Genomic DNA, 21,037 nt, shown 5'->3' with positions numbered 1-21,037 from the left:
ACACGTCTATGCGGCTTGGGCCAGGGTATTTGCTGCTGGTTGGAGGTCGTTTTCGTAGGCGATCGGAGATCGCTGGCCGAGGCGGGAGTGCCGGCGGCGGGTGTTGTAGCGGGTCAGCCAGCGGAAGGCGTCGAGTCCGGCCTCGCGTTCGCTCGACCAGGCTTTGCGGCCTTTGAGTGTCTCTCTTGAAGGCGGCGTTGAAGCTTTCCGCGGCGGCGTTGTCCGCGCTGGAGCCGATCGCGCCCATGCTCTGCCGGACCCCGGCTGACCTGCAGAGTTCCGCGAAGGCCCTGCTCGAATATTGAGATCCGTGGTCCGTGTGCATGATCGCTCCGGTCAAGTTCCCGCGGGTCCGCTCGGCCGCCGTCAGGGCGTCGATGACGAGCTCGGTGCGCATGTGGTCGGCGATGGCCCAGCCGGCCAGCCGGCGTGAGGCGAGGTCGATGACGGTTGCGAGGTAGAGCGGCTTCGCGCCGCTGACCGGCAGGTATGTGATGTCGCCGACGTACTTCATGTTGACCTCGGCCGCGGTGAAGTCACGTCCGATCAGGTCCGGTGCCTTCGCCGCGGCCTGGTCCGTGACAGTGGTGCGGTGCCGGCGGCGCAGACGGACTCCCTCGATTCCGATGGTCCGCATGATCCTGGCGACGCGCTTGTGGTTGACTGCCGGGCCGCCCTCGTCGCGGAGTTCCGCGGTAATTCTGGGGGCTCCGTAGGTGCCGTCGGAGTCCTGGTGGACCTTGCGTATCCGGGCCGCGATCCCGGCTTCGACACTCTGGCGGGCCGCTCTCGCGGATGCGGTGCGGCACCAGTAGTAGAAGCTCGAGCGGGCCAGGCCGAGGATGTCGCAGAGCCGCTTCACGCCGTGCCGGCGCTGGTGATCCTGGACGAACTGGTAGCGGTTCACCAGCGCGTCTCCGTCGCGAAATACCGGGCCGCCTTGCGGAGTATGTCCCGCTCTTCCTCCAGCTCACGGATCCTCTTGCGGGCGGCGGCCAGCTCCGCTTGGACGGCGTCACCGCCGGCCTGCGAGGCGGCCGCCGGTGCGGAGTGGGCGCCAGGTCGGCGGCCGTCGGCGGCCCGGATCCAGTTCCTCAGCGTCTCGGTGTTCACCCCGAGATCACCGGCGACCGACTTGATCGTCGCTCCCGGCCTCGACCGGTACAACGCGACCGCGTCCGCCTTGAACTCGGCCGGGTAATGCTTCATCCCCACAGGGACTCCGTTCTCCTGGACCATCAAGATCCAAGTGTCTCCGGTGTCCAAAACCCGGGGTCAAGGCCCCTATCGGCCTCACCCAGGCGTAACCACAGTCGCCCGGCCGCGCGAGCGCGACCAAGCAGCTCAGCTCGCCAACGGAGCAGCGACGAGGGGGACGCGTCCGCCTGATCACCCAGCACCTCCCACCCGTCTACGCCGCTCGCCTCTTCGACGCCCAGGCCGCCGGCGCCACCGACGCGGAGCTCCAGGCCGTCGTCGCCGAAGGACTCCAGGACCAGTACTTCGCCGACCGCGGCCGCCGCGCCCCCGGCCTCCAGGTGGGGTTCACCGACATCGACTACGTGGAACTCGGCTTCTGACCGGCTCGATCGAGCAACCGAAGGGCGTCGCTGCTGGTACTGAGCGTTTCGGTTGGCCATTGAGTGATTCAGTTGGCCGCCCTGGTGCTCAGGGTTGTTGATCAATATCTGGCGCCGCTCAGCCCTCGTCGGGCCGCCACAGCCAGCGGAGGGCATCGGGGAGCAGGACGCCGCCGTGGTTGGGGCTGTGACCGCCGTCGCCCAGGACGAGGCGGAAGTTGTAGCCGGCTTCAGCGAGCGTGGCCGCGACGCGCAGGTTGTTATGGAATCCGGCGCCCACCCGACGCAACAGCCGGACCCTTACCGCACCCGCAACCAGCCACGACCCCGAAATGGTCCGTCGGATATTTCGACGGACCGTAACGAAAGATCGAGGCTAGAAGATCGTTTCCGCGTTGCGCTGTCCTGTTTTCCACCACCTAAAGGTTGTCTCGCTCCCCGGTCTGGGGAGCGAGACAACCTTTAGCAGCCTGGCGTGCCAACACGTCCGAGTGTCTGGCAATGCTGCTGCGCGGGTGACTACTGCCGAGGTGATCGCCCGGGTTCGGGGCGATCACCTAGACGGCGAAGGTCCTCCCTCAGGGTGCTTGGAAGACCTTCTGATGGGTCGAGGTTGACTTACGTCCCGTAGGTTCGCATTCGAGACCTATCAAGGAATTCGAAATTTGAATCAACAAATTCCTCCAAGTCGCAAACGAGAAGCAGCTCATATTTTCGAGTTTCATTCAATCTCGAAAATACGTAACGCGCAAACTGTTCCGCGTCCGACCATTTCGTGTGGTCCGTCGGGTAATGAATATCCACCACTAGCGGATGCTCCTCGAAAACATCCCAGACCTCCCCGCCCCCCGGGGGAAGCGCCATGACATTAGCCACAGCCGATGGACTCCGAATCGTCATTACCTGCGCCGCAAGGGGTGGCGGGGCTCCGATTGCCGTTGCCACGTCGAGTGCCAATTCGTGAGCGAATTCGGACTGACCCTCAACTCCGGACCGCCTGACGTAGATCTCGAAGTCGCCCATAATTATCCGTACACTTTATCGAACCTCTGATCTCTGGGTATCAGAGATCTGTCCGAGTTCCCGAAGATCACCCACACCTCGCTGAAGCTGGGCCCTCCGCCGAATGACTGGACCTGCCCGTTCACGGCGCGCCGGACAGTGTCGAAATCCCAGGAAATATTTGTGCCGCGAACATCCAAGAATACAGTGTCCACATTCTGCGTGTGCGCCTTTTTTAGTCGCTGCTGAACCGCGTTTCTCGAGGATGGCGCCTTAAATTCTGAACGTTTACCATCGACCCAGGCGTCACCGCGCTTATCGGTATCGTCGCGCGAGGTTACTTTACTTTCACGCAGAGCCAGATATATGGCAGTTGCGTATTCCTTGTCTGAAAACCCAAAGCCCTTATTCTCTTTGCGTGTGCCAGAGTCTGCCCAGGATTCGTCAATCCGGTAGACCGCTTTACGCACATCGTTCCACGTTTTGAATTCGTAGGCTTCTTCCATGCCACCGCAGACGGCCTTATCGATCATCTTCGCCATGCAGGTCCATTCAACACCATCGCCACTTTCGTCAATCTCGTCTTTGATGCCGAACTTGCCCGTCATCAGCTGAGCGAACCGCATATCTGCAAGCCGCCGGGCGCTCGCTGGATCAGTATTATGCCTTTCGGATTCGAAACCACCTCCGCCTCCGCCTCCGCCTCCGCCTCCGCCTCCGCCTCCGCCGCCTCCACCGCCGGAAGTACCGCCCGTGTTCGGTGCCGGGTTGGTGTTGATCGGGAAGGCCGGGTCCGGCTTGCCGCTGTTGTTGCCCGGTTGGCAGTGGCCGTTGCCCGGGTCGAGGCAGGTGCCGGTGGGGTCCGAGTTGGTGGCAGGGCTCTGGCCGGCGTAGCTGTAGCCGTTGAGCGTCTGGTGTTTGGTGGTTTCGAGCAGTGGGTCGACGCTGATGAATTGGCCGATGGTGGGGTCGTATTCGCGGGCGCCGATGTGGGTGAGGCCGGTGGTCTTGTCGTCGGTCTTGCCGAGGAAGGACTTGTCGTCGGGCCAGATGCCGGTGGTGTTGCCTCGGGCGGAGCCGAAGGGAGTGGTGTAGCGCTTCGTGACGGTTTGTGCGCTGTCTGCGGTGATGGCGATTGAGCTCGTGCTGTGGTGGTCGGCGGCAAGGAAGCTGAGCTTCTCGGTGCCGGTCTCGTTGGAGCGGATGGCGATGGTGGAGCCGGCCGCGCTGTAGTAGCGGTTGGCCCACTTCTTGCCGGACTTGAGGTGTACCTCGGTGTCGCCGAGGTAGAGGACGGTTTCTCCGGAGGTTGCGTTGTCGCGGCGGATGAGGAGTTCACCGTTGGCGTCGTAGACGTAGTCGGTGGCGGTGGTGCCTTCGGTGAGCTTGACCGGCTTGCCTTCGGCGTTCCACTGCAGGGACTGAGTGGTGGTTGAGCCGGCCTTCTCAACGCGGGTGGTGGTGTTGCCGGTCTTGTCATAGGTGTACTGGGCGGCGACTCCGGTGCAGGTGGAGCTGGTGGTGGCGGTCAGCCCGTGGGGGTGGTCCGGGTCGTTGTAGCAGTAGGTGCGGGTGACCGGGGTGCCGGTGTTTTGCTTCTCAGTCTGGCGCTGCCCTGCCTTGTTGTAGGTGTAGGAGGTCCAGTAAGGAGCTGGGCCGCCGAGGTTGGCGGTGGTGCGGCCTGCCGCGGCGCAGTCGGCGGTCTTAGGGGTCCAGGCTTCGGTGAGGCGGTTGTTGCCGTCGTAGGTGAAGCACTGGTTGTCGGTGCTGGTGCCAATGTCGGCCTGGTCGGCGATGGCGGTGACATTGCCCGCCTGGTCATAGGTGTAGTTGAGGTCCTGGACAGGGCCCCGGGTCTGGTCGTCGGTTGCTGCGGTGATCAAGCGCCCGGTGCCAGCCTCGTAGGCATTGGTCTGGAAGACCCGCTTGGTTCCGGTGGCGGTGGAGGTGCCGAGCTGGAGCTGGGCGACCTGGCCGAGAGAGGTGTAGCTGGCTCCCAGGAGATACCCGGAGGCGCCGGACAGACCGGTGATCAGGCCGCTGTCGGCGTTGTAGTCGGCGGTGACGGTCTCGGCGGCCAGCCCGCCGCCGGCAGCCGTTTTGAGGCTCTTGAGCGTGCCGTCCAGACGGTAGGCGACCTCTGTGGGGCTGTTTGCCGTGACCGCGCCGGAGGTGACCAGGGCGTCGGTGGGCGGCAGGGCCACCGTGGCAGCGGTGGCGCGGCTCAGCGCATCGTAGGCGGTTACCTGCTTTGTATAGGTCTTGCTGCCGCTCTGGCCCTTGCCCTCCTCATAGCGGGTGGAGGCGACCGGGAGCCCCTTGGCTCCGGTGATGCTGTCGAAGGTCCACTCGGCCTGGAGGTTGGTGTCTGTGCGGCTGGTCTGCCACTGCTTCGTCTTGCGGCCGAGTTCGTCGTACTCGTAGAGGAGGACCTTGTTCTCGGAGTCGGTGATGGACTCCATCTGGTCGAGCTCGGTGTAGCCGGTGGTCGCCTTGCCCTTGTCGGGGTCAGTGGCTGTGCGCTGACGGCCGAAGAGGTCGTAGGTGTAGTACCACTTGGTGTCGTCGATACCAGTGATCGTCTCGGGCTTGCCGTCCCTGGTGTGAGTGTGGGCGGCACGGGTGTATGGGGTGCCGAGGGTGGCGCCGTACTGGGTGTCGTCCGGTTGGGTGCCGGCGTAGGTACGGGTCTCCTTCACCCGGCCCAGGACGTCGGTGATGGTGCGGCTGGCGTTGCCTCCGGCCGGGGCCGTGGTGGCGGTGGAGTCACCGGTGTACGTGGTGGTGGTGTCCCACTTCTTGACACCGTCGACCATGAAAGTGGACTTGGTGGGGCGGCCGGCCCCGTCGTAGTCGGTCAGGGTCTGGGAGCCGCTGCCGTAGGGCACCTTGGCGTAGGTGCCCGTGGGGGTGTTGTCCTTGTCGTAGACATCGGCGTACGTCTCGTAGGCGATGCCTCGGGAGTCGTAGCGGGTGTCGGTGAGGATGCGGCCGCCGTTGGGCGAGGGTCCTTGGGTCTGGACCGGACGCAGCATCGAGTCGAGGAGTGCGTAGACGGTCTTGTAGCTGGTGCCGTCGGCTTTGAGGGTGGCGACCGAGGTCCAGGGAGCTTTGTCGCGCTCCAGGCCGTAGTCGTACTTAGCACTGGGGCTGTCGCCGCCGGACTTGGAGCGGTTGGGCATCCAGGTAGCGGTGATCCGGCCCAGCGCGTCGTAGGTGTTCTCGGTGCGCTTGAGGTTGGCGTCGAGGCTGTAGTTGACGGTACCGCGGGAGGGGTCGTGGTAGGTGCTGGTCTGGTGGGCCTGGTTGTTGGAGGTCAGCTTGGGCTTGGTGATCACCACGGTGGCCAGCGGGCCTGCGGCAGCCGGGTAGTAGGTGGTCGTGGTGGTGCGGTACTTGGCGTCGGTCACCTTGAGCGGGCGGCCGAGCTTGGCGGTGGCGGTGTCGTACTCGGTGGTGGCGACGGTCTGCCAGCCGCCGGAGACGGCGGGGTTACGGTCGGCGGTGTCGTTGGCGGCCGGGTATGCCTGGGCCCGTCCGGTCCAGGTGGGCAGGCCCAGAGTGGGCTTCTGACCCGGAGCCCAGCCGGTGACGGTGGAGCCGGCGGTGTCGTAGACGACGGCGGTGTCGGACAGGACGTCGCCTCGCTTGTCCTTGCCTTCCGCGAGGGCCGGCAGGGTGAGCTTGTCGTCGGTGTCGGCGCAAGCCTTGGCGACCGTGCGGGTCCGGGATACCAGGTTGGTCAGACCGACGTCGGTGTTGCGGGCGTACCAGGTGCGGGTGCAGGTCTCGTCACCGGTCGCCGACCAGTTGCCGTGGTCTTCGGTCTTGGTGGCCATGCCGTACGTGTCGTCGAACGTGTTCGAGACGGCGGTGACGCGCCAACTGTTGCTCGCGGTGAGCCAGGTGCGGCTGTAGGTGCGGGCGGTGCGGATGTAGTGCGCTTTGACGTGGGCGTACGACTTCTGCTGGCTGGCGGTCTGCTTGGCCCACAGGTTGTTGAGGTTGGTGGCGATCGGGGTGCTGCCGGTGTAGGTGATCTGCTGGCGGAGCTGGCCGGCCCAGTAGTCGGTGTCGGTGGCATCGGGCATGTCGGCCGACGGCAGGTCGATGCCTTGGACGGTGGCGGTGCGGGTGGTGCCGTCCTTCTTCTTGTCGCCGTGCATGCCTTGCATGTAGAGGCTGACGGTCTTGGATTGAGTGCCGCCGACTTCACCGCTGGTGGTCGTGACCTTCTGGTATCCGCGCCAGGAGGACCAGGTGCGTTCCTTCTCCTTGGTGAAGGGGTCGTCGTTGTAGTGCCAGCCGGGTGTCGCGTAGGAGTACTGGGATTCGGTGCCGGGGTTGCCGGTGGCCGGGTCGTTGGTGGTGACGGCGAGAACGCGGTACTTGTGGAACCAGTCCAGTGCGGGGTCACCGCCGTTGATTGGCCAGTAGACCGGGTAACAGGACTTGTTGTTGTCGTCCTCGGCGGCCGGCATGTTGCTGCCGCGCACGCACTCGGTCGGGGAGAGCGCGACGGTGGTGATCGCGCCGGTCTCGGAGGTGATGTGCTCGATGCGCGGACGCGTCAGCGGCAGGATGTCGTCGAAGGTGGCGTCGACGCGGTTGGGGCGCTGCTGGTAAGTGAACTCTACCGGCGGTGCGCTGACGGCTGGCGTGGCAGTCTTGCCGGTGCGGACGAGCTTGGTCAGGACCAGGCTCTGGTCGGAACTGTTGTCGATGTCCTGGCCGTCCCAGAACTTTTGGGTGAGGGCGTAGGAGTCGACCGGGACGTAGGCGTCCGGTTCGGCGGCACGCGACCACGAGTAGGTGTCGATGTCGGTGAGCCGCTTGCGTGTGAAGAATGCCGGTCCTGTGCCCTTGCAGTCCGTCTCCGAGGCGGAGCAGATGGTGTCGAAGGGGACGTCGGGCCAGTTGTCCGCGGTGTCCTTGGTCAGCGAGGAGCAGTCACTGGCGGTGCAGCGCTCCTTGTAGGTATAGGTCACCTTGCCGGAGGGCTGGCCGGTGAACAGGGTGTCGGCGCGCTGGCCATAGCGGATCTCGCTGACGTAGCCGCCGCGGGTGTATTCGGCGAGCTCGGTCTTGTCGCCGTTCTTGGCATAGTGGTTCGTGTCCGCCTTGTACCAGTAGGTGGCGGCGTTGCCGTGGACGTCGGTGACGAGGTCGAGGTTCCAGCGCCACGCCTGGGTCTTGGCACGGCCGGAGAAGCCGGTGCCGGAGGAGTATCCGGGTTCGCCGGAGTCGTCGCCGAAGACGGGGACGGTCCAGACGGAGTTGGTCCGCTCGGTTCCCGCACCGGGCAGCTTGTTCAGGCCGAAGGTGTAGACCGTTCCGTCACCGGTGACGACCTTCCAGTACTCGCCCTTGCCGTCGCCCTTGCCGCCCACGATGTCGTCACCGTCGTCATCGTTGGTGGCGCCGGTCTCGTGGGTGACCTGGGAGGCGTCGTCGTTCTTCAGCCGCCAGACGCCCGTGCCGTCGTCCTTGACGAGCTCATTGGACTTGCCGTTCAGGACAAGGGAGGCATTCTCGTACTTCCAGCACTGGTCGAACTTGTCGCTCTGGCCGTCGTCCTCGCACGAGCCGTACTTGCGCTCGATGTAGGAGGAAGTCAGGTCAAACCCCTCACCGACCTGGGAGCTCTGGTTGTTGGTGTTCGCGGTGCGGCCGTCAATGCTGCCGGAGTCGTACGACAGAGCCAGCGACGGGACAGGGCCTGCAGCCGCCGGGGGGACGGTCAGCGGGTAGGTCCAGGAGAAAGCGCCCGAGGAGGCGCCGGCTTCCCAGGAGGAGGAGGCCGAAAGCGCAGTCGCCTTGAAATCCCCCAGGCCAGAAGCAGAGGTCGCAGTCGCGGCCGTCACAGCAAAGACGGTGGGGGCGGAGATGGCCTCGGCCTTGTGGGGCACGGTACGCGCACTGGCGGTGTCGGCGGTGGCGATGGCAGTGCGGGCGGTGACCGTCTGGGTCTGGGGGTCGTTGACCGACTCCACCGAAGTGGTGGTGCGGCACTTGTCCTTGTCCGGGGTGGTCAAGACACATGCGGGCATCTGGACGAGTCCGAGTCGCCCGGCCCAGTCACCACCGATGGCTGAGGCGAACCCGGAGTAGTCCACTGTGACTTTGGCCGTGCCGGGCTGCTCGGCGGCGGCAGTGAACAGGACACCGGTGATGCCAGCCTTGTCCGCGACCTTCTGGTCCAGGACTGTGATCTTCGCGGTGCCACCTGCCCTGGGCCGGGCCTGGCGGGAGGACTTGTCGGGGGTGACGGCGTCGACGGTCACCGGGCCGATCGGCTTCGCACCGGCGGCGTCCAGGTCGGTTGCGGCAGAAGTCTGCTTCGGCCATGTGGCGCGGGCACGTTCGGCCTCGGCATGGTCGAAGCTGCGACGATCGTCCCTCTTTGCCGATGCCACCTTGGCACGGGCTTTGGCCGCGCCCGGCGTGGTGGTGTTCTCGACCGTGGTGGACTTCACGTCGGACACGCCGGGACGGCCGGGGCGTTCGGCTGCCGAAGCGAGCGGGGTCAGGGATGTGGGTATCGACAGCACTGCAGCGAGGAAGGCAAGCAGTGCTGTTCGTCTGCCTCGGGGGCGGGACGGTGGTGAGGAACTCTTGGACATGCACTCTCTCCGGGAGAAAAGGGCGGAAGACCCCGTGCCGGCCGGCACGGGGATGGTGAGAATCGAGACCGCGATGGTTGAGCGCCGGAGCAGACAATTGCTTCGGCGCATCACTGCGGTAACCGGCTGGCCCGTCCCTCGCCTGCTGCAGAGCCGCAGCCGGAAGCGCGCGGGCGCCGCATCAGGGGAGGGGGTGTTCCCCGGGCTGTGGGGCCCGGGGAACACCCGTCAGTCGGTCAGTAGCCGACGACTGTCGAGACCTGGGTCTCGTCGGTGACAGCACCGGCCCACAGGCGGATATCGGTGATGCGGCCGGGCAGGAAGTTGCCCCACGCGCTGCTCAGCCAGCCCTGGCCGACCGAGAGTTCACCGGTACCGGCCTGGGCGGTGTAGGCGAGCCGGTCCCCCTGGATCTCGCTGCCGACGTAGAGCGTGATCTGCCCTGTCCTGGAGTCGAAGGTGCCGACCAGGCCCACGGGGGTGTCCAGTGCAGCCAGAGTGTCGCTGGCCACAGAGGTTCCGGTGCCGTCGGCGGTCAGACGGCCGAAGTGCCAGCGGCCGACCGGAACGATCTTGGGAGGAACCGGATTCCCGTTCTCGTCCAGGACAGGGTTTTCGTCCTCGTCGACGACAGGCTCGCTGATGGTGCCGGTCTTCTCAAGCCACAGTCCCCACGAGGAGCCGGTGGCTGTGCGCTGCCCCATGATTTGAGCGCGGTAACCGTCAGGCTTGGAGGCCAGCGCTGAGGTGGTCACGGCAACCTCGGTAGCGACGGTGAACGAACCGGTGTCATCCACCGGGCGACGTGGCGCGGTGGCCGAGCCGGAGCTGCCGTTCAAGACGAGACCCGTACCGTCCAGGGATGCCCCGGAGCCGAGCGTCACCGTGTTGCTGTAGTTACTCAGATCGGTAAGCGAGGTGGCTCCCGATGCGGCGGCCTCGGGGTTGTAGTGGGCGACGAGTTCGGCATACGCCTTGCCGTTGGTGTCCACCGGGTTGGCGTCGCGGGCGATGTCGCCGGCGGTCTTCGCCTCCTGCCACACCGTGACCTCGTCGACCTCGCCGGCGAAGTGGTCAACGTAGCCGCTCTTGTGCTTCACCCGGCCGATCTGGAGCGGACCGGAAGACGACCAAGCCCCGGTGGTGAGGTCATCGGAGTTCTGCAGGACTCCGTTGACGTACAGATGCAACTTCTTGCTCTGGGTATCGACAACGCCGGCCAGATGCGTCCAGACCTTGGCCGAGGCGGGCTGCTTGCTGTCGGCCCGCTGGTTGTCCAGTGATGTCACAGCCGCATCGGCATCTGCCAGCCGGAAGCACCAGCGGTTGACGCTCTCGCAGTAGCCGAGGAAGAAGGGACTAGAGTGCGTGCCGTCCTGGCCGAGCACGGTGAAGTTGCGCCCGATGGTGTCCAACCGTACCCAGGCCGCCACGGTGTAGGACGCCTGCGTCTCCAGTACCTTTCCGGAGGTGGAACCGTAAGCGGAGTTCGCCAGCCACAGCCCCTTATCCTCACCGGTGGCCGTGGTCGCTCCCATCACACCGTCGGTGATGGTCTTCTCGGTTACCACCCCACGACGACCGTTCGAGGTTCGGGAAGCGCCCGCCAGGGTGACATCGTCACGCAGAGCGGAGGTTGTGGCGGAGAGGTCGTAGCCGACACCGGAGGTCTCGTTGAACGACCACTTGCCCAATGGGGCACCACCCTCACCGACCAGGAAGCGGACAGTGTTCTCGCCGGTGCGGTTGAGAGAGTCCTTGGTCATCACGTTGAGAATGACCGTGCCCGAGTCCGTAGGGACGATGTTCTCGGTGACCGTCGCACCCGGCTTCCAGGGCCGCCAGGCAGCGTCACCGGTCAGCTTGTAGGCGTAGGCCACATTCACATCACTAGTGCCAGCCGCAGGGCCAAAGGTCACCTGCCCCACGGCCCCGGGCTTGCCACCGGGTACACAAGAACCCGGAAGGCATGCGCTGTAGACGGAGTTGAAGGTGATCGTGGGCGGCTTGGGTGCCGCACTGTCGATGGTGAAGTAGCAGAAGGGGGAGCCACTGCTTCCGAGATACTTCGCGTACGTGGTGTCGTAGTAGGAACGGGTGTACGCGGCGTAGCGGTACTGCTTCCCATCAGCAAGCGAGACGTCCCACGTCTTGTTCTGGTCCGCTCCGTCACCGACGTGGCCGCTCGTGGGCTTGAGAGAACCGGAAGTAGGCTCAGAGAAGTCCGACCAGCTACCGTCGGTGTTCTTCACATCAATGTCAAAGTAGGCCCGGAGCATCGCCCCGCTCTCGCCTCCAGAGGCGGTCTGCGGGGTCGCTGCCAGGTTCGGCGTCGGGTCGGACCAGACGGTCGGCTTGGCGGAATCCTTGCTACAGACCTGCCCCGTTCCGGTCTCCAAACCGTACTCGGTGGGAACGGCGGGCTTGCCTACGTAGATGACCCTCAGCACCGCGTCGTCGTCGAACCGCTTCCACGCCACGGCGTCGGACTCGTCCTTGGCTTTCAGCATCAGAGTGAGCGTCGAGAACTTGCCCGCAGCAAAGTCCCTCACCGTCGGAGTGAGGTTCTCGTCCGGCTCAGGGGCATAGTCACTGAACGTGACGGGTGCACGAGGCTGAGAGGGGCTGCAGGCGCTACCGCGGCCATGGGAAACATTACGGTCGCCCATCTGGTCCCAGGAGTTGTCCGACTTCGGACCGCCCGGCCCCGGCCACTTCGTGGACGCGGAGATGCCGTCGGTACGCTCCAGGTCCACCCAACGGGCGTCACAGGAGAAGGACCACGTCTCCGTCACCGTGAATTCGGCGTCCAGGACGTGCTTGCCCTTGAGGTTGCCGGCGGTGAACTCGTAGTACATCCGGTTGGTGTAGGGCGTGCCGCTCGTGCAGTAGTACCGTGTCCCGCCGATCACGGCGGAGCCGCAACGGCCCACGCTCATCCCGTTGTCGCCACCGGAGAAGTTGTAGAACACATCGCCGTCGGAGGACAGCACGGTCCTTTCGGACTTGTTCGCATTGACCGCAGGGTCGATGTAGACAGGGAAGTCGGCCGGAGCGGTCTGCTCGATCAGGCCGGCGTCGGGGGTAACGGTCAGAGAATTGTGGGAGACAACGACGTCCATCACTGCTGCCTCGTCGCCGTCGCCAGGGCCCGCCAGCGGGTCGCCCTCCCCTGCGGGAGCGACCGGGGCGGATTCAGCAGACTGAGAGGCTGCGGGGGTAGTCGACGCAGAAAGCGGGCGGACGGCCAGGGACTGAGTGCTGACGCCCTCGTCTGCCCTGTTACCGGCGGAGTTCCACATCTGGGCCGTAGGAGACCGGAAGACCACCCGACCGTTACCGTCCAGGGCCTCCATAGTGCCCACAGCACCGGTACGGACCGTCAGGCCCTCGGCTTCCATGGAGTATTCGATGGACTTCAGCTCCGGATTGGCCGCCGCTTCAGGTGTCTCAACCTCCAGCACCTGCCGGAAGCCCTCCACCGTGGCCGTCATGATCAGATTCACATCGGGCAGCACGTTCTCGTAGACCGCGCGTTCACCGTCGAGCATCGGAGCGGGCAGTGCTCCGGGCCATCCCAGGGAGATCGTCTGCCTGTCCTCACCGATGGTGACAAGACCGTTTCCCTTGCCTCCAGGGGAGAAGGTGAGGTCAACGGTCGCAGCCTTTGGTCCGATCGAACCGTCTGCCCGCTTCACCAACGTCGCGTCCGGCTCCTGCCATCCACCGCCGGGCTTCTCCACGCGGACCGGAGTGATCGACTTCTCCAGCGTGAACGTCGCTCCGTCCGGGTTGGCAAAGGTCGTCTCGTACTCGGTTCGCTCCTCTACGACCTCGACCTGCTGTCCTGAATCAGAGGCCTGCGCCAGGGCGTTCTGGGGAGGATCGGCCGCTGAGGCAGTTTCAGTTACGGATGCCTGCGCGGAAGGCACCGTTATGAGCACCGGGGTGCCCGCGAGGACGGCCAAGACTGCCAGCGAGGTGAGGATTCGACGCTTTCCCCCACGATGACTTTTTTGACCGTTTAGCAACTTTCTCACAGAATCCCCATGGTTACTCCAAAAGATCAATCGACCTGGCACATAGAACAGTCACGATTACGCCAGGTCAACGGCCGTTACAGGAACGCAATTTCCGATCGCGCCCAAGGGTGCACGAAAGGCAAATATGCGGAAAATGCGAGAGGCTCGTGGCTGAGCTCGCGAACATCAGGCGAGCCCCTGCCTGCCGTCGCCTGCGTGCACGCGCTCCTCTGTCCACAGCCAAACCATGAGGCCCTAGCGGTGGTTTGTTAAACCGGGCAGTAGAGATCAAGCGGGTGGCCTGCGCCGACAGCGTTGATCAGTGCTTGGAGTTCGGGTGGTGGCGGCTCGTTGGTCCAGGCTCGCCAGCAGCGTTGGAGGGTGGTCCAGGGGTCGAGCCAGGCCCGGACGGCGCGGATCGCGCATTACCCGGCCGAGTTCAAGGCGGACGCGGTCGCGTTGTACCGGTCGAGGCCGGGAGCGACGATCAAGTCGGTCGCCGGTGATCTCGGGGTGAACACCGAGACGCTGAGGAACTGGATCCGGGCCGCCGACGGCCGCCGACCTGGCGCCCACTCCGCACCGGCGGCCGCCTCGCAGGCCGGCGGTGACGCCGTCCAAGCGGAGCTGGCCGCCGCCCGCAAGAGGATCCGTGAGCTGGAGGAAGAGCGGGACATACTCCGCAAGGCGGCCCGGTATTTCGCGACGGAGACGCGCTGGTGAACCGCTACCAGTTCGTCCAGGATCACCAGCGCCGGCACGGCGTGAAGCGGCTCTGCGACATCCTCGGCCTGGCCCGCTCGAGCTTCTACTACTGGTGCCGCACCGCATCCGCGAGAGCGGCCCGCCAGAGTGTCGAAGCCGGGATCGCGGCCCGGATACGCAAGGTCCACCAGGACTCCGACGGCACCTACGGAGCCCCCAGAATTACCGCGGAACTCCGCGACGAGGGCGGCCCGGCAGTCAACCACAAGCGCGTCGCCAGGATCATGCGGACCATCGGAATCGAGGGAGTCCGTCTGCGCCGCCGGCACCGCACCACTGTCACGGACCAGGCCGCGGCGAAGGCACCGGACCTGATCGGACGTGACTTCACCGCGGCCGAGGTCAACATGAAGTACGTCGGCGACATCACATACCTGCCGGTCAGCGGCGCGAAGCCGCTCTACCTCGCAACCGTCATCGACCTCGCCTCACGCCGGCTGGCCGGCTGGGCCATCGCCGACCACATGCGCACCGAGCTCGTCATCGACGCCCTGACGGCGGCCGAGCGGACCCGCGGGAACTTGACCGGAGCGATCATGCACACGGACCACGGATCTCAATATTCGAGCAGGGCCTTCGCGGAACTCTGCAGGTCAGCCGGGGTCCGGCAGAGCATGGGCGCGATCGGCTCCAGCGCGGACAACGCCGCCGCGGAAAGCTTCAACGCCGCCTTCAAGAGAGACACTCAAAGGCCGCAAAGCCTGGTCGAGCGAACGCGAGGCCGGACTCGACGCCTTCCGCTGGCTGACCCGCTACAACACCCGCCGCCGGCACTCCCGCCTCGGCCAGCGATCTCCGATCGCCTACGAAAACGACCTCCAACCAGCAGCAAATACCCTGGCCCAAGCCGCATAGACGTGTTCAACATCCAGGGTCAAGGCCCGGTCCATGGTCCCCCCAAGGATGATCATTGGCGGTACCAGCCTAGGCGTCCGGACGGTAGGCCGTGACGGCTTGCGCGACCCCGCGCGCCCTGAAGGCAGCTTCCCGGCCGGGGACAATGGCCTCTCCGCCAGCGCCCGATACGAAGGAAGTCCCTTGTCAGAGCAGTGGAGTCCGCAGGCCGCCGAAGAGGCTGTGCTGGCCGTGACCAGGTGGTACGCCGAGCAGATCAGGAAGCGGCAACGCTCCGGGGAGGGCCCGGAGGTGCTCCAGGTGCTGAAGGAGGGCCTGGCCGTATGCGCCGCCGACCTGGAAACGCTCCAGGAAGGCGGGGAGGAAGCGGCTGAGGTCGGGGCCCGTTACGCGGCCCTCGCCCAGGAGCTGGAGGGCCTGTAGGGAGAGCTCGTCCGGACGGGCAGCGGGGCCGGGGTGATCGGCACCGCGAGCACCTCGCACTACACGGCGCTACGGATGCTCCTTATCGAGTTCAGCGAAGAACTGGCGCACAAGATCGACACCTCACGGCCGGAACAGTAGCTCCAATAATCGAGACCAAGTTCCATCTATGAGCCGGAGCCCGCTATGGCGTGAACGGCTTCGCTGGTGGCATTCGACGTCGGTCCAGGGTGTTCAATCCAGTGGCACACGGGCTTCCAGGACTCTGGCGGTGAAGGCCGTCAGGTGAGCCCGCATCTGCTCACGGGTCATCCGCTGTTGGCCGACGAGGTGTTCGACGAGGTCGGCGCGGGTGGCAGCAAGCAGAGCATGCGCAGTGAAACCGCTGTCGGCAAGCCCGGGAATCTGCTCCAGGGCGGCCTGGAGTGTGCTGTGCCACCACTCGTAGTGTTCTGCCGCGTAAGGGCTGTCGCCGCCGGTTCCCTCCAGTGCCAGGGCAAGGTGGCGGTTGTCGATCTTGAAGCACAGCACGGCGTCGACGAGGGCGGGTACGCGCTCCAGTGGCGAGGTGACGGGCCCCAGAGGTGGTGGCCCCTCTTCGGCGGCGAGCCTGATCGGTGCGAGCCGCAACGCGTAGAGCGCGTGGATCAGGCCGGTGCGGTCACCGAAGCCGCGGAAGAGCGTTGCCTTGCCGACGCCGGCTGCTGTCGCGATGTCAGCCATGGTGACCGCCTCAGGGCTCTCGCAACGGGCGAAGAGCGTGTCGGCAGCCGCAAGGACGGCCTCCCGATTGCGAGTGGCGTCCGCGCGTGGCTTGCGTTCGGGCATGCGGTTCCCTCGATCCTCCGATTGCAAAACGGACCCGGGGTCCGTATCGTCAGCTGCGTGAAACGGACTCAGAGTCCGTATCGTACGGGACGGAGCACCCCATGAGCACGAACATCGCATCGGCGGACGTGTACCGCCACGGCCTGCAAGCATTGCTAGACAAGGACATCTCCGCCTGGGTCGGCCTGTGGGACGAGAACGGGATCTTCGAGTTCCCCTTCGCGCCGGAAGGCTGGCCAAAGCGGCTGGAGGGCAAGGCGGCCGTCGCCAAGTACATGCGCGACTACCCCGACCACATAGACCTTCACGACTTCCCCTATGTGGAGATCCATCAGACCATCACCCCCGAGACCATCGTGGTCGAGATGCGCGGTGTGGGCCGTCTGGTGGCCACTGACAGCCCCTTCGACATGTCCTACATCGCCGTGGTCACCGTCAAGAACGGCCTCATCGCCCACTACCGCGACTACTGGAACCCGCTCGCCGTCCAGGACCCCGCCACCCACTTCGCCGGAAGCAACTCATGAACGCATCCCAGGAGTTCGCCCTGGTCATCGGGGCCACCGGCACCACCGGCAGCCGCGTCGCCGCCCAACTGGCCGCCGCAGGCCAGCGCGTCAAGGCTGCCAGCCGACGCGTCACCCCCGTCGACGGGGCCTGTCCCGTACGATTCGACTGGGACGACCCCGCATCTTTCGAAGGCGCACTCGAAGGCGCGGACCGGGTCTATCTCATCCCGCCGCTCGGCTCTCCGGACCCGGCAGCCGTCATGCTGCCCTTCCTCCAGCAGGCCCGCACCGCAGGAGTCCACCGCGCTGTCCTGCTCAGCTCGTCGGCGATCCCCGCCGGCGGCCCCGCCGTGGGACAGGTTCACCAGGCCCTGCCCGGCCTGTTCTCCCAGTGGGCGGTCCTGCGACCCTCGTGGTTCATGCAGAACTTCAGCGGCGACCATGCGCACGCCCGGACCATTCGAGCGGACGGGACCATCCGAACGGCAACCGGCGGGGGCCGCGTCGGGTTCGTCGACGCCGACGACATCGCCGCCGTCGCCGTGCACGCGCTGACCGAGGCGCAGGCCCCGAAGACCGACCTGATCATCACCGGGCCCCAAGCGCTGAGCTACGACGACATCGCCACCGTCCTCGCCCACGTCACCGGCCGGACCATCACCCACCGTCGGCTTACCTACGAGCAAATGCGCGACCGCCTGATGGCCGACGTGCCCGCCGAGTTCGCCGCGATGCTCGCCGGTATGGACCACGCCATCGCCGAAGGCGCCGAGGACCGCACCACCGACACTGTCCAGCGCCTCACTGGCCGTCCGCCGCGCAGCTTCCGCGCTTTCGCGGAACGGGAGATGCACCGAATCCGGGGCTGACGTCCCCCAGTTCCAACATGCGTGACCAAGTTCCAACTAGCGTGTCCTGGCTCAAACGTAGTGGTCGTCCAACTTCCCTGGCAAACGATCCAGGTTCGGTGTCAGAGGACAATCGTAGGGCGGTACTGACGCCTCTCAGCCACCTGCCAGGTATGAGGCTCACACCTCTTTCCCCCAGGTGAACGCGCTGACCTGTAAGGCAATGAGCCTGTGAGATTCAGCCCGGCGATGCGTTGTCACCCTCGCATCCGTCAGCATCCAGTACGCCCCACCCCTCGATCCGGTGAACTGCTGATCAGCAGAGCCCTGAAACCGGCTCATCGGTTCGCTGCCGCACGCCCTGGTGGCGCCCTCCGTTCCGGAGGACGATGGAGTAGTGGGCGAGCACAACGAGGACCAGGACGACGTCGTCGAACCGGCGCGGACGCCGCTCAGCGCGGAGCAGGCCCGCGAGGTCACAGCCGGGCTGCGCGACGCGATGGACGACGTCCGGCGCTCCGTGGCGGTGCTCGCCGCCCGGGTCCGCGACGCGCACGCCGCCCGGGTGGGGCTCCCCCTCGGGCACAGCCGCTGGGAGTCGTACTGCGACGCGGAGTTCGGCATCAGCCGCGCCCAGGCGTACCGGCTGCTCGACGTCGCCCGCTCCCTCGCCTCGATCCACGCCGCCGTTGCCGCCAGCCCCGATCTGTCTCGCATGCGAGACACCGACCCGGCCGCCGCGGCCGCGCTCGACTACGGCCTCTCCCGGCGCGCCCTGATCGACGTCTCCAGTCGCAGCGGCGACGTCGCGGAGCTGATCACCCGCCGACTCGGCACGCTCGCCCACAGCGGCCTCCAGGCCCTCAATGAGGCCACGGTGCGTGCCGTGGTTCGCCAGGCCGTCCGCGACATCCGCACCGCACCGCCGGTGCCACCCGCCGATCCGCCGGCGGACCCGACCGTCGCCGCGCTGCGCCGCGTCGTCGACGACCTTGCCGCCAGCAGCCATGCGATCGGGGAGTTGATGCTCGAAGTCGCCCCGGCCTACCTCTCCGACACCGACGCAGCCGACGTCCTGGCGCTGCTGTGCGACCAGATCGGCGAACCCCTCGAACACGGCCTCGCCGCCCGCCGCTACGCGATGTCCGGCGACCGCCGCGCCCTGCACGGCACCGTCCTGTAGACCTCCCATCCCGGCTGCTCCTATGAGGCACACAGCCCGTTTCCCCAGGTAGACGCGGTGCGCGTGAAGGTGTGAGGTGTGAGCCGCAGGCCTGCGGCAGCTGTCCTCTGACAGATGATCTTGACCGATTACCAAGAGGGTTTGACCGGGTCAGGTGCTCGGCCGGTCGCGGTGAAGCTCCGCTCGACGTTCTTCGACGAAGTCCATCGCTTCGTGGATCGTGCAGCCTGACACGTCCCGGTACGCCTTGATCGCATGGATGATCCGGCCGTTCAGGATCTCGTGATCCACGCTCTCTGGCACGTGCTTCATGGGCCGACCGTACCGACAGACGTTCGACCTCGTCGGTCAAGATCACCTGGCAATCGGTCAAGATCATCTGTCTAAGGACAGCAGCGGAGTGCTGCTGCTCCTGGTCGTGCTGCTCGCCGGGGTGCTGTGCTGGTCCTGGTGGTGGTCCTCGGAGTGCAGCAGGGCTGCATTGCGAGTGCAGCGCAGCATTTGCATGGGCCAGGCGGCCCACGGGTGCTGCACGGGTAGCAGGCTGGCTCCGGCCGGTGCAGCTCGGCCAGCTGCTGCACGCTGCTCGGGCCGTGCTGCCTCCAGCCGGCGCCTGCTGCTCCGCAGTGTCAGCAGGGCCGTTGGCCCGCCCACGCGGCTGCATAACATCGCAGGTCTGCGATGTTCCACGCGAGATCCATGCACAGCTGCTGCATCCAACGCCGGATCGGCTACCAGCAGCTGCGCTCTGTGGGAGGCTGAGGTGCTGCAGCTGAGCCAAAGCACGGTAGTTGTCCCATGGGCGGGCGTGCTGTCACCAGGGCCGCCGGGCGGCGAATGTCGAGCGGGGTTCTGGACCGCATTGCGGTCTCAGTTGTCCACCCCGGCTTCCCACTTGCGTCGGCGCAGCGTGTGGTCGCTGAAGAGGTGTCGGCTCCGGTCGAGCAGTTCGCCCACCTCCGTATCCCCGCGTCGCTCGTCCGGCGACGGATGCCAGTGCTGTACTGATTGCGCGGCCCGGGTGCGCAGCTTCATATCCGAATCTTCGAGCAGACCGACTGCTGCCTGTAGTGCCACGGTGCCGCCGCGGGCGTCGAGCAGACGGAACGCGCCGACGCGGACGTGCCGCAGCCGATCTGTACTGGCGCGCTCCAGTAGCCATTCGGCGGGCAGTTCCTTGGCCAAGGGCAGCAGGGCTGCGGCGGTCTCGCGGACCACCGCGGCGGCAGGGTCGTCGAGGAGCGGCCGCAGCTGCTTCGCATCCACGCAGTCCAGCGCCCGCAACCCTGCCACTGCTCGCGCCCGCACCCCGGCCGCCGGGTGCACGAGCAGTAGCTGCAACAGCCCGGCGTCCGCGTGGTTCCCGCACTCGGCCAGCCCGATGACTGCACCGGGTGGCAACTCGGGGTCGTCCGCTGCCGTGCACCGCTCCCGGTACCAGGCCGCCGGGTCACCACCCTGCTGTCGTACGACATACCGGGCACAAGCACGCACGAGTGAGGAACGGTCACTGAGAAACGGCTCCGCCTGCTCGGACCGCCCCGCTTGTCTCAGCGCGGTGACGCCGGCCGAACGGACACGTGGGTTGCGTGCGGACAGCAGTGGAGGCAGCACATCCTCGTAGGCATCCTCGTCGCCGAGAGCCGTGAGAGCCGCAGTGGCACACAGGTCCTGGACCACGGTGTCCTGGTCCCGGGTGGCCGCGCTGGCCAGCTCGGGGGGACGGAGGAGCCGGCCCTCGATGGCCAGCCGGTAGGCGAACCGCCGGACGAAGCGGTCGGGGGCAGCGAAAAGAACAGCGAGCTGCTCGTGGGATGCCTGACACAGGATGTGGCCGAGCACGTCGACGCCGAAGGCACCTCTGTCGCGGCGGCCGATGCGGAGGATGAGCGACGCGAGGTCGAGGGCAGAGTCCACGTTCAGGGCCTTGCGCAGCAACTGCCGTGCGTGCTCGCGCACGGGGCCGACCCAATCGGCGCAGCGGACAACGACCAACGGCAGCAGACCGGGGTATCGGACCGACTGACGCAGCGCCTCCTGACGGATCCGCCCGTCACGGTGGCAGAGGGCGACTGCGAGCAGAGACTCGCCGAGCTCAGTCAGGGGGCCGGGGTGCTCCCACCCTGGCAGGAACTGCGGACGGTACCAGGCCACGTCACGCGCTCCAGCGTCCAGCGCGAGCCAGCCACCCGGGTCGGCGACATCAAACGTGCTTGAAAGCGGCGCACCGCCCGCGAGCCGGATCGCTGCCGCTGCCCCGTCCTCGATGTCCTCAAGCATTCCCGCCCCTCCAGCAGTCGTACATGTGATCGTAGGACGCGGGGATGGTGTAGGGCGCGTGGAATATGGCCCGTGACCGCCGGGGCCGCCGCCTGGCATCCACCAGAAACCGAAGGCGG

At 66.2% G+C, this 21,037-nt stretch carries 10 protein-coding genes and 3 pseudogenes; 6 read left to right on the top strand and 7 right to left on the bottom strand.

Features of this window, described 5'->3' with window-relative positions; genetic code table 11:
- Window positions 1–6: 6 nt before the first annotated feature.
- Window positions 7–1,215: pseudogene (locus tag OG251_RS35245) on the bottom strand (IS3 family transposase).
- A gap of 164 nt (window positions 1,216–1,379) precedes the next feature.
- Here OG251_RS35245 and tpg point away from each other — a divergent pair.
- A pseudogene (gene tpg / locus OG251_RS35240) lies at window positions 1,380–1,580 on the top strand (telomere-protecting terminal protein Tpg); the annotation flags it as partial.
- 118 nt (window positions 1,581–1,698) lie between these two features.
- Here the strand turns inward: tpg and OG251_RS35235 are convergent.
- The 3 genes from OG251_RS35235 to OG251_RS35225 form a co-directional block, all read right to left on the bottom strand.
- Complete coding sequence (locus OG251_RS35235; RefSeq protein WP_326680904.1) at window positions 1,699–1,869, bottom strand: hypothetical protein; 171 nt, start codon at window positions 1,867–1,869, stop codon at window positions 1,699–1,701.
- A gap of 736 nt (window positions 1,870–2,605) precedes the next feature.
- Window positions 2,606–9,067: an RHS repeat-associated core domain-containing protein gene (locus OG251_RS35230; RefSeq protein WP_326680903.1), complete on the bottom strand. Its 6,462-nt coding sequence runs from the start codon at window positions 9,065–9,067 to the stop codon at window positions 2,606–2,608.
- 374 nt (window positions 9,068–9,441) lie between these two features.
- The gene (locus OG251_RS35225) at window positions 9,442–13,173 is read right to left on the bottom strand and encodes a LamG domain-containing protein (RefSeq protein WP_326680902.1); all 3,732 of its coding nucleotides are present in this window, start codon (window positions 13,171–13,173) and stop codon (window positions 9,442–9,444) included.
- Window positions 13,174–13,644: 471 nt separating this feature from the next.
- Between OG251_RS35225 and OG251_RS35220 the strand changes: the two are divergent.
- A pseudogene (locus OG251_RS35220) lies at window positions 13,645–14,847 on the top strand (IS3 family transposase).
- Window positions 14,848–15,030: 183 nt separating this feature from the next.
- Complete coding sequence (locus OG251_RS35215) at window positions 15,031–15,270, top strand: hypothetical protein (RefSeq protein WP_326680901.1); 240 nt, start codon at window positions 15,031–15,033, stop codon at window positions 15,268–15,270.
- A gap of 234 nt (window positions 15,271–15,504) precedes the next feature.
- Here the strand turns inward: OG251_RS35215 and OG251_RS35210 are convergent, their stop codons facing one another.
- Entirely contained in the window at window positions 15,505–16,098 is a 594-nt protein-coding gene (locus tag OG251_RS35210) for a TetR/AcrR family transcriptional regulator (protein ID WP_326680900.1), read from the bottom strand.
- Window positions 16,099–16,199: 101 nt separating this feature from the next.
- Between OG251_RS35210 and OG251_RS35205 the strand changes: the two genes are divergently transcribed.
- From OG251_RS35205 to OG251_RS35195, 3 genes are all read left to right on the top strand, one after another.
- Entirely contained in the window at window positions 16,200–16,625 is a 426-nt protein-coding gene (locus OG251_RS35205) for a nuclear transport factor 2 family protein (RefSeq protein ID WP_326680899.1), read from the top strand.
- Window positions 16,622–17,476 carry an NAD(P)H-binding protein gene (locus OG251_RS35200; RefSeq protein WP_326680898.1) on the top strand — a complete coding sequence of 285 codons (855 nt, stop codon included), beginning with the start codon at window positions 16,622–16,624 and terminating at the stop codon, window positions 17,474–17,476. The genes OG251_RS35205 and OG251_RS35200 overlap by 4 nt, the downstream gene beginning before the upstream one ends.
- A 376-nt stretch (window positions 17,477–17,852) precedes the next feature.
- Window positions 17,853–18,638, top strand: coding sequence for a hypothetical protein (locus OG251_RS35195; RefSeq protein WP_326680897.1), 786 nt, complete (start codon window positions 17,853–17,855; stop codon window positions 18,636–18,638).
- 150 nt (window positions 18,639–18,788) lie between these two features.
- Here OG251_RS35195 and OG251_RS35190 read toward each other — a convergent pair whose 3' ends face one another.
- Both OG251_RS35190 and OG251_RS35185 read right to left on the bottom strand, forming a co-directional pair.
- Window positions 18,789–18,950 carry a hypothetical protein gene (locus OG251_RS35190; RefSeq protein ID WP_326680896.1) on the bottom strand — a complete coding sequence of 54 codons (162 nt, stop codon included), beginning with the start codon at window positions 18,948–18,950 and terminating at the stop codon, window positions 18,789–18,791.
- Between the two features lie 558 nt (window positions 18,951–19,508).
- Window positions 19,509–20,918: a hypothetical protein gene (locus OG251_RS35185; protein ID WP_326680895.1), complete on the bottom strand. Its 1,410-nt coding sequence runs from the start codon at window positions 20,916–20,918 to the stop codon at window positions 19,509–19,511.
- Between the last annotated feature and the right edge of the window lie 119 nt (window positions 20,919–21,037).

Source organism: Streptomyces sp. NBC_01237, assembly GCF_035917275.1.
In the GTDB taxonomy this organism is placed as follows: domain Bacteria; phylum Actinomycetota; class Actinomycetes; order Streptomycetales; family Streptomycetaceae; genus Streptomyces.
The sequence above is the reverse complement of the archived record's forward strand: the minus strand, read 5'-3'. Positions and strand labels throughout refer to the sequence as shown.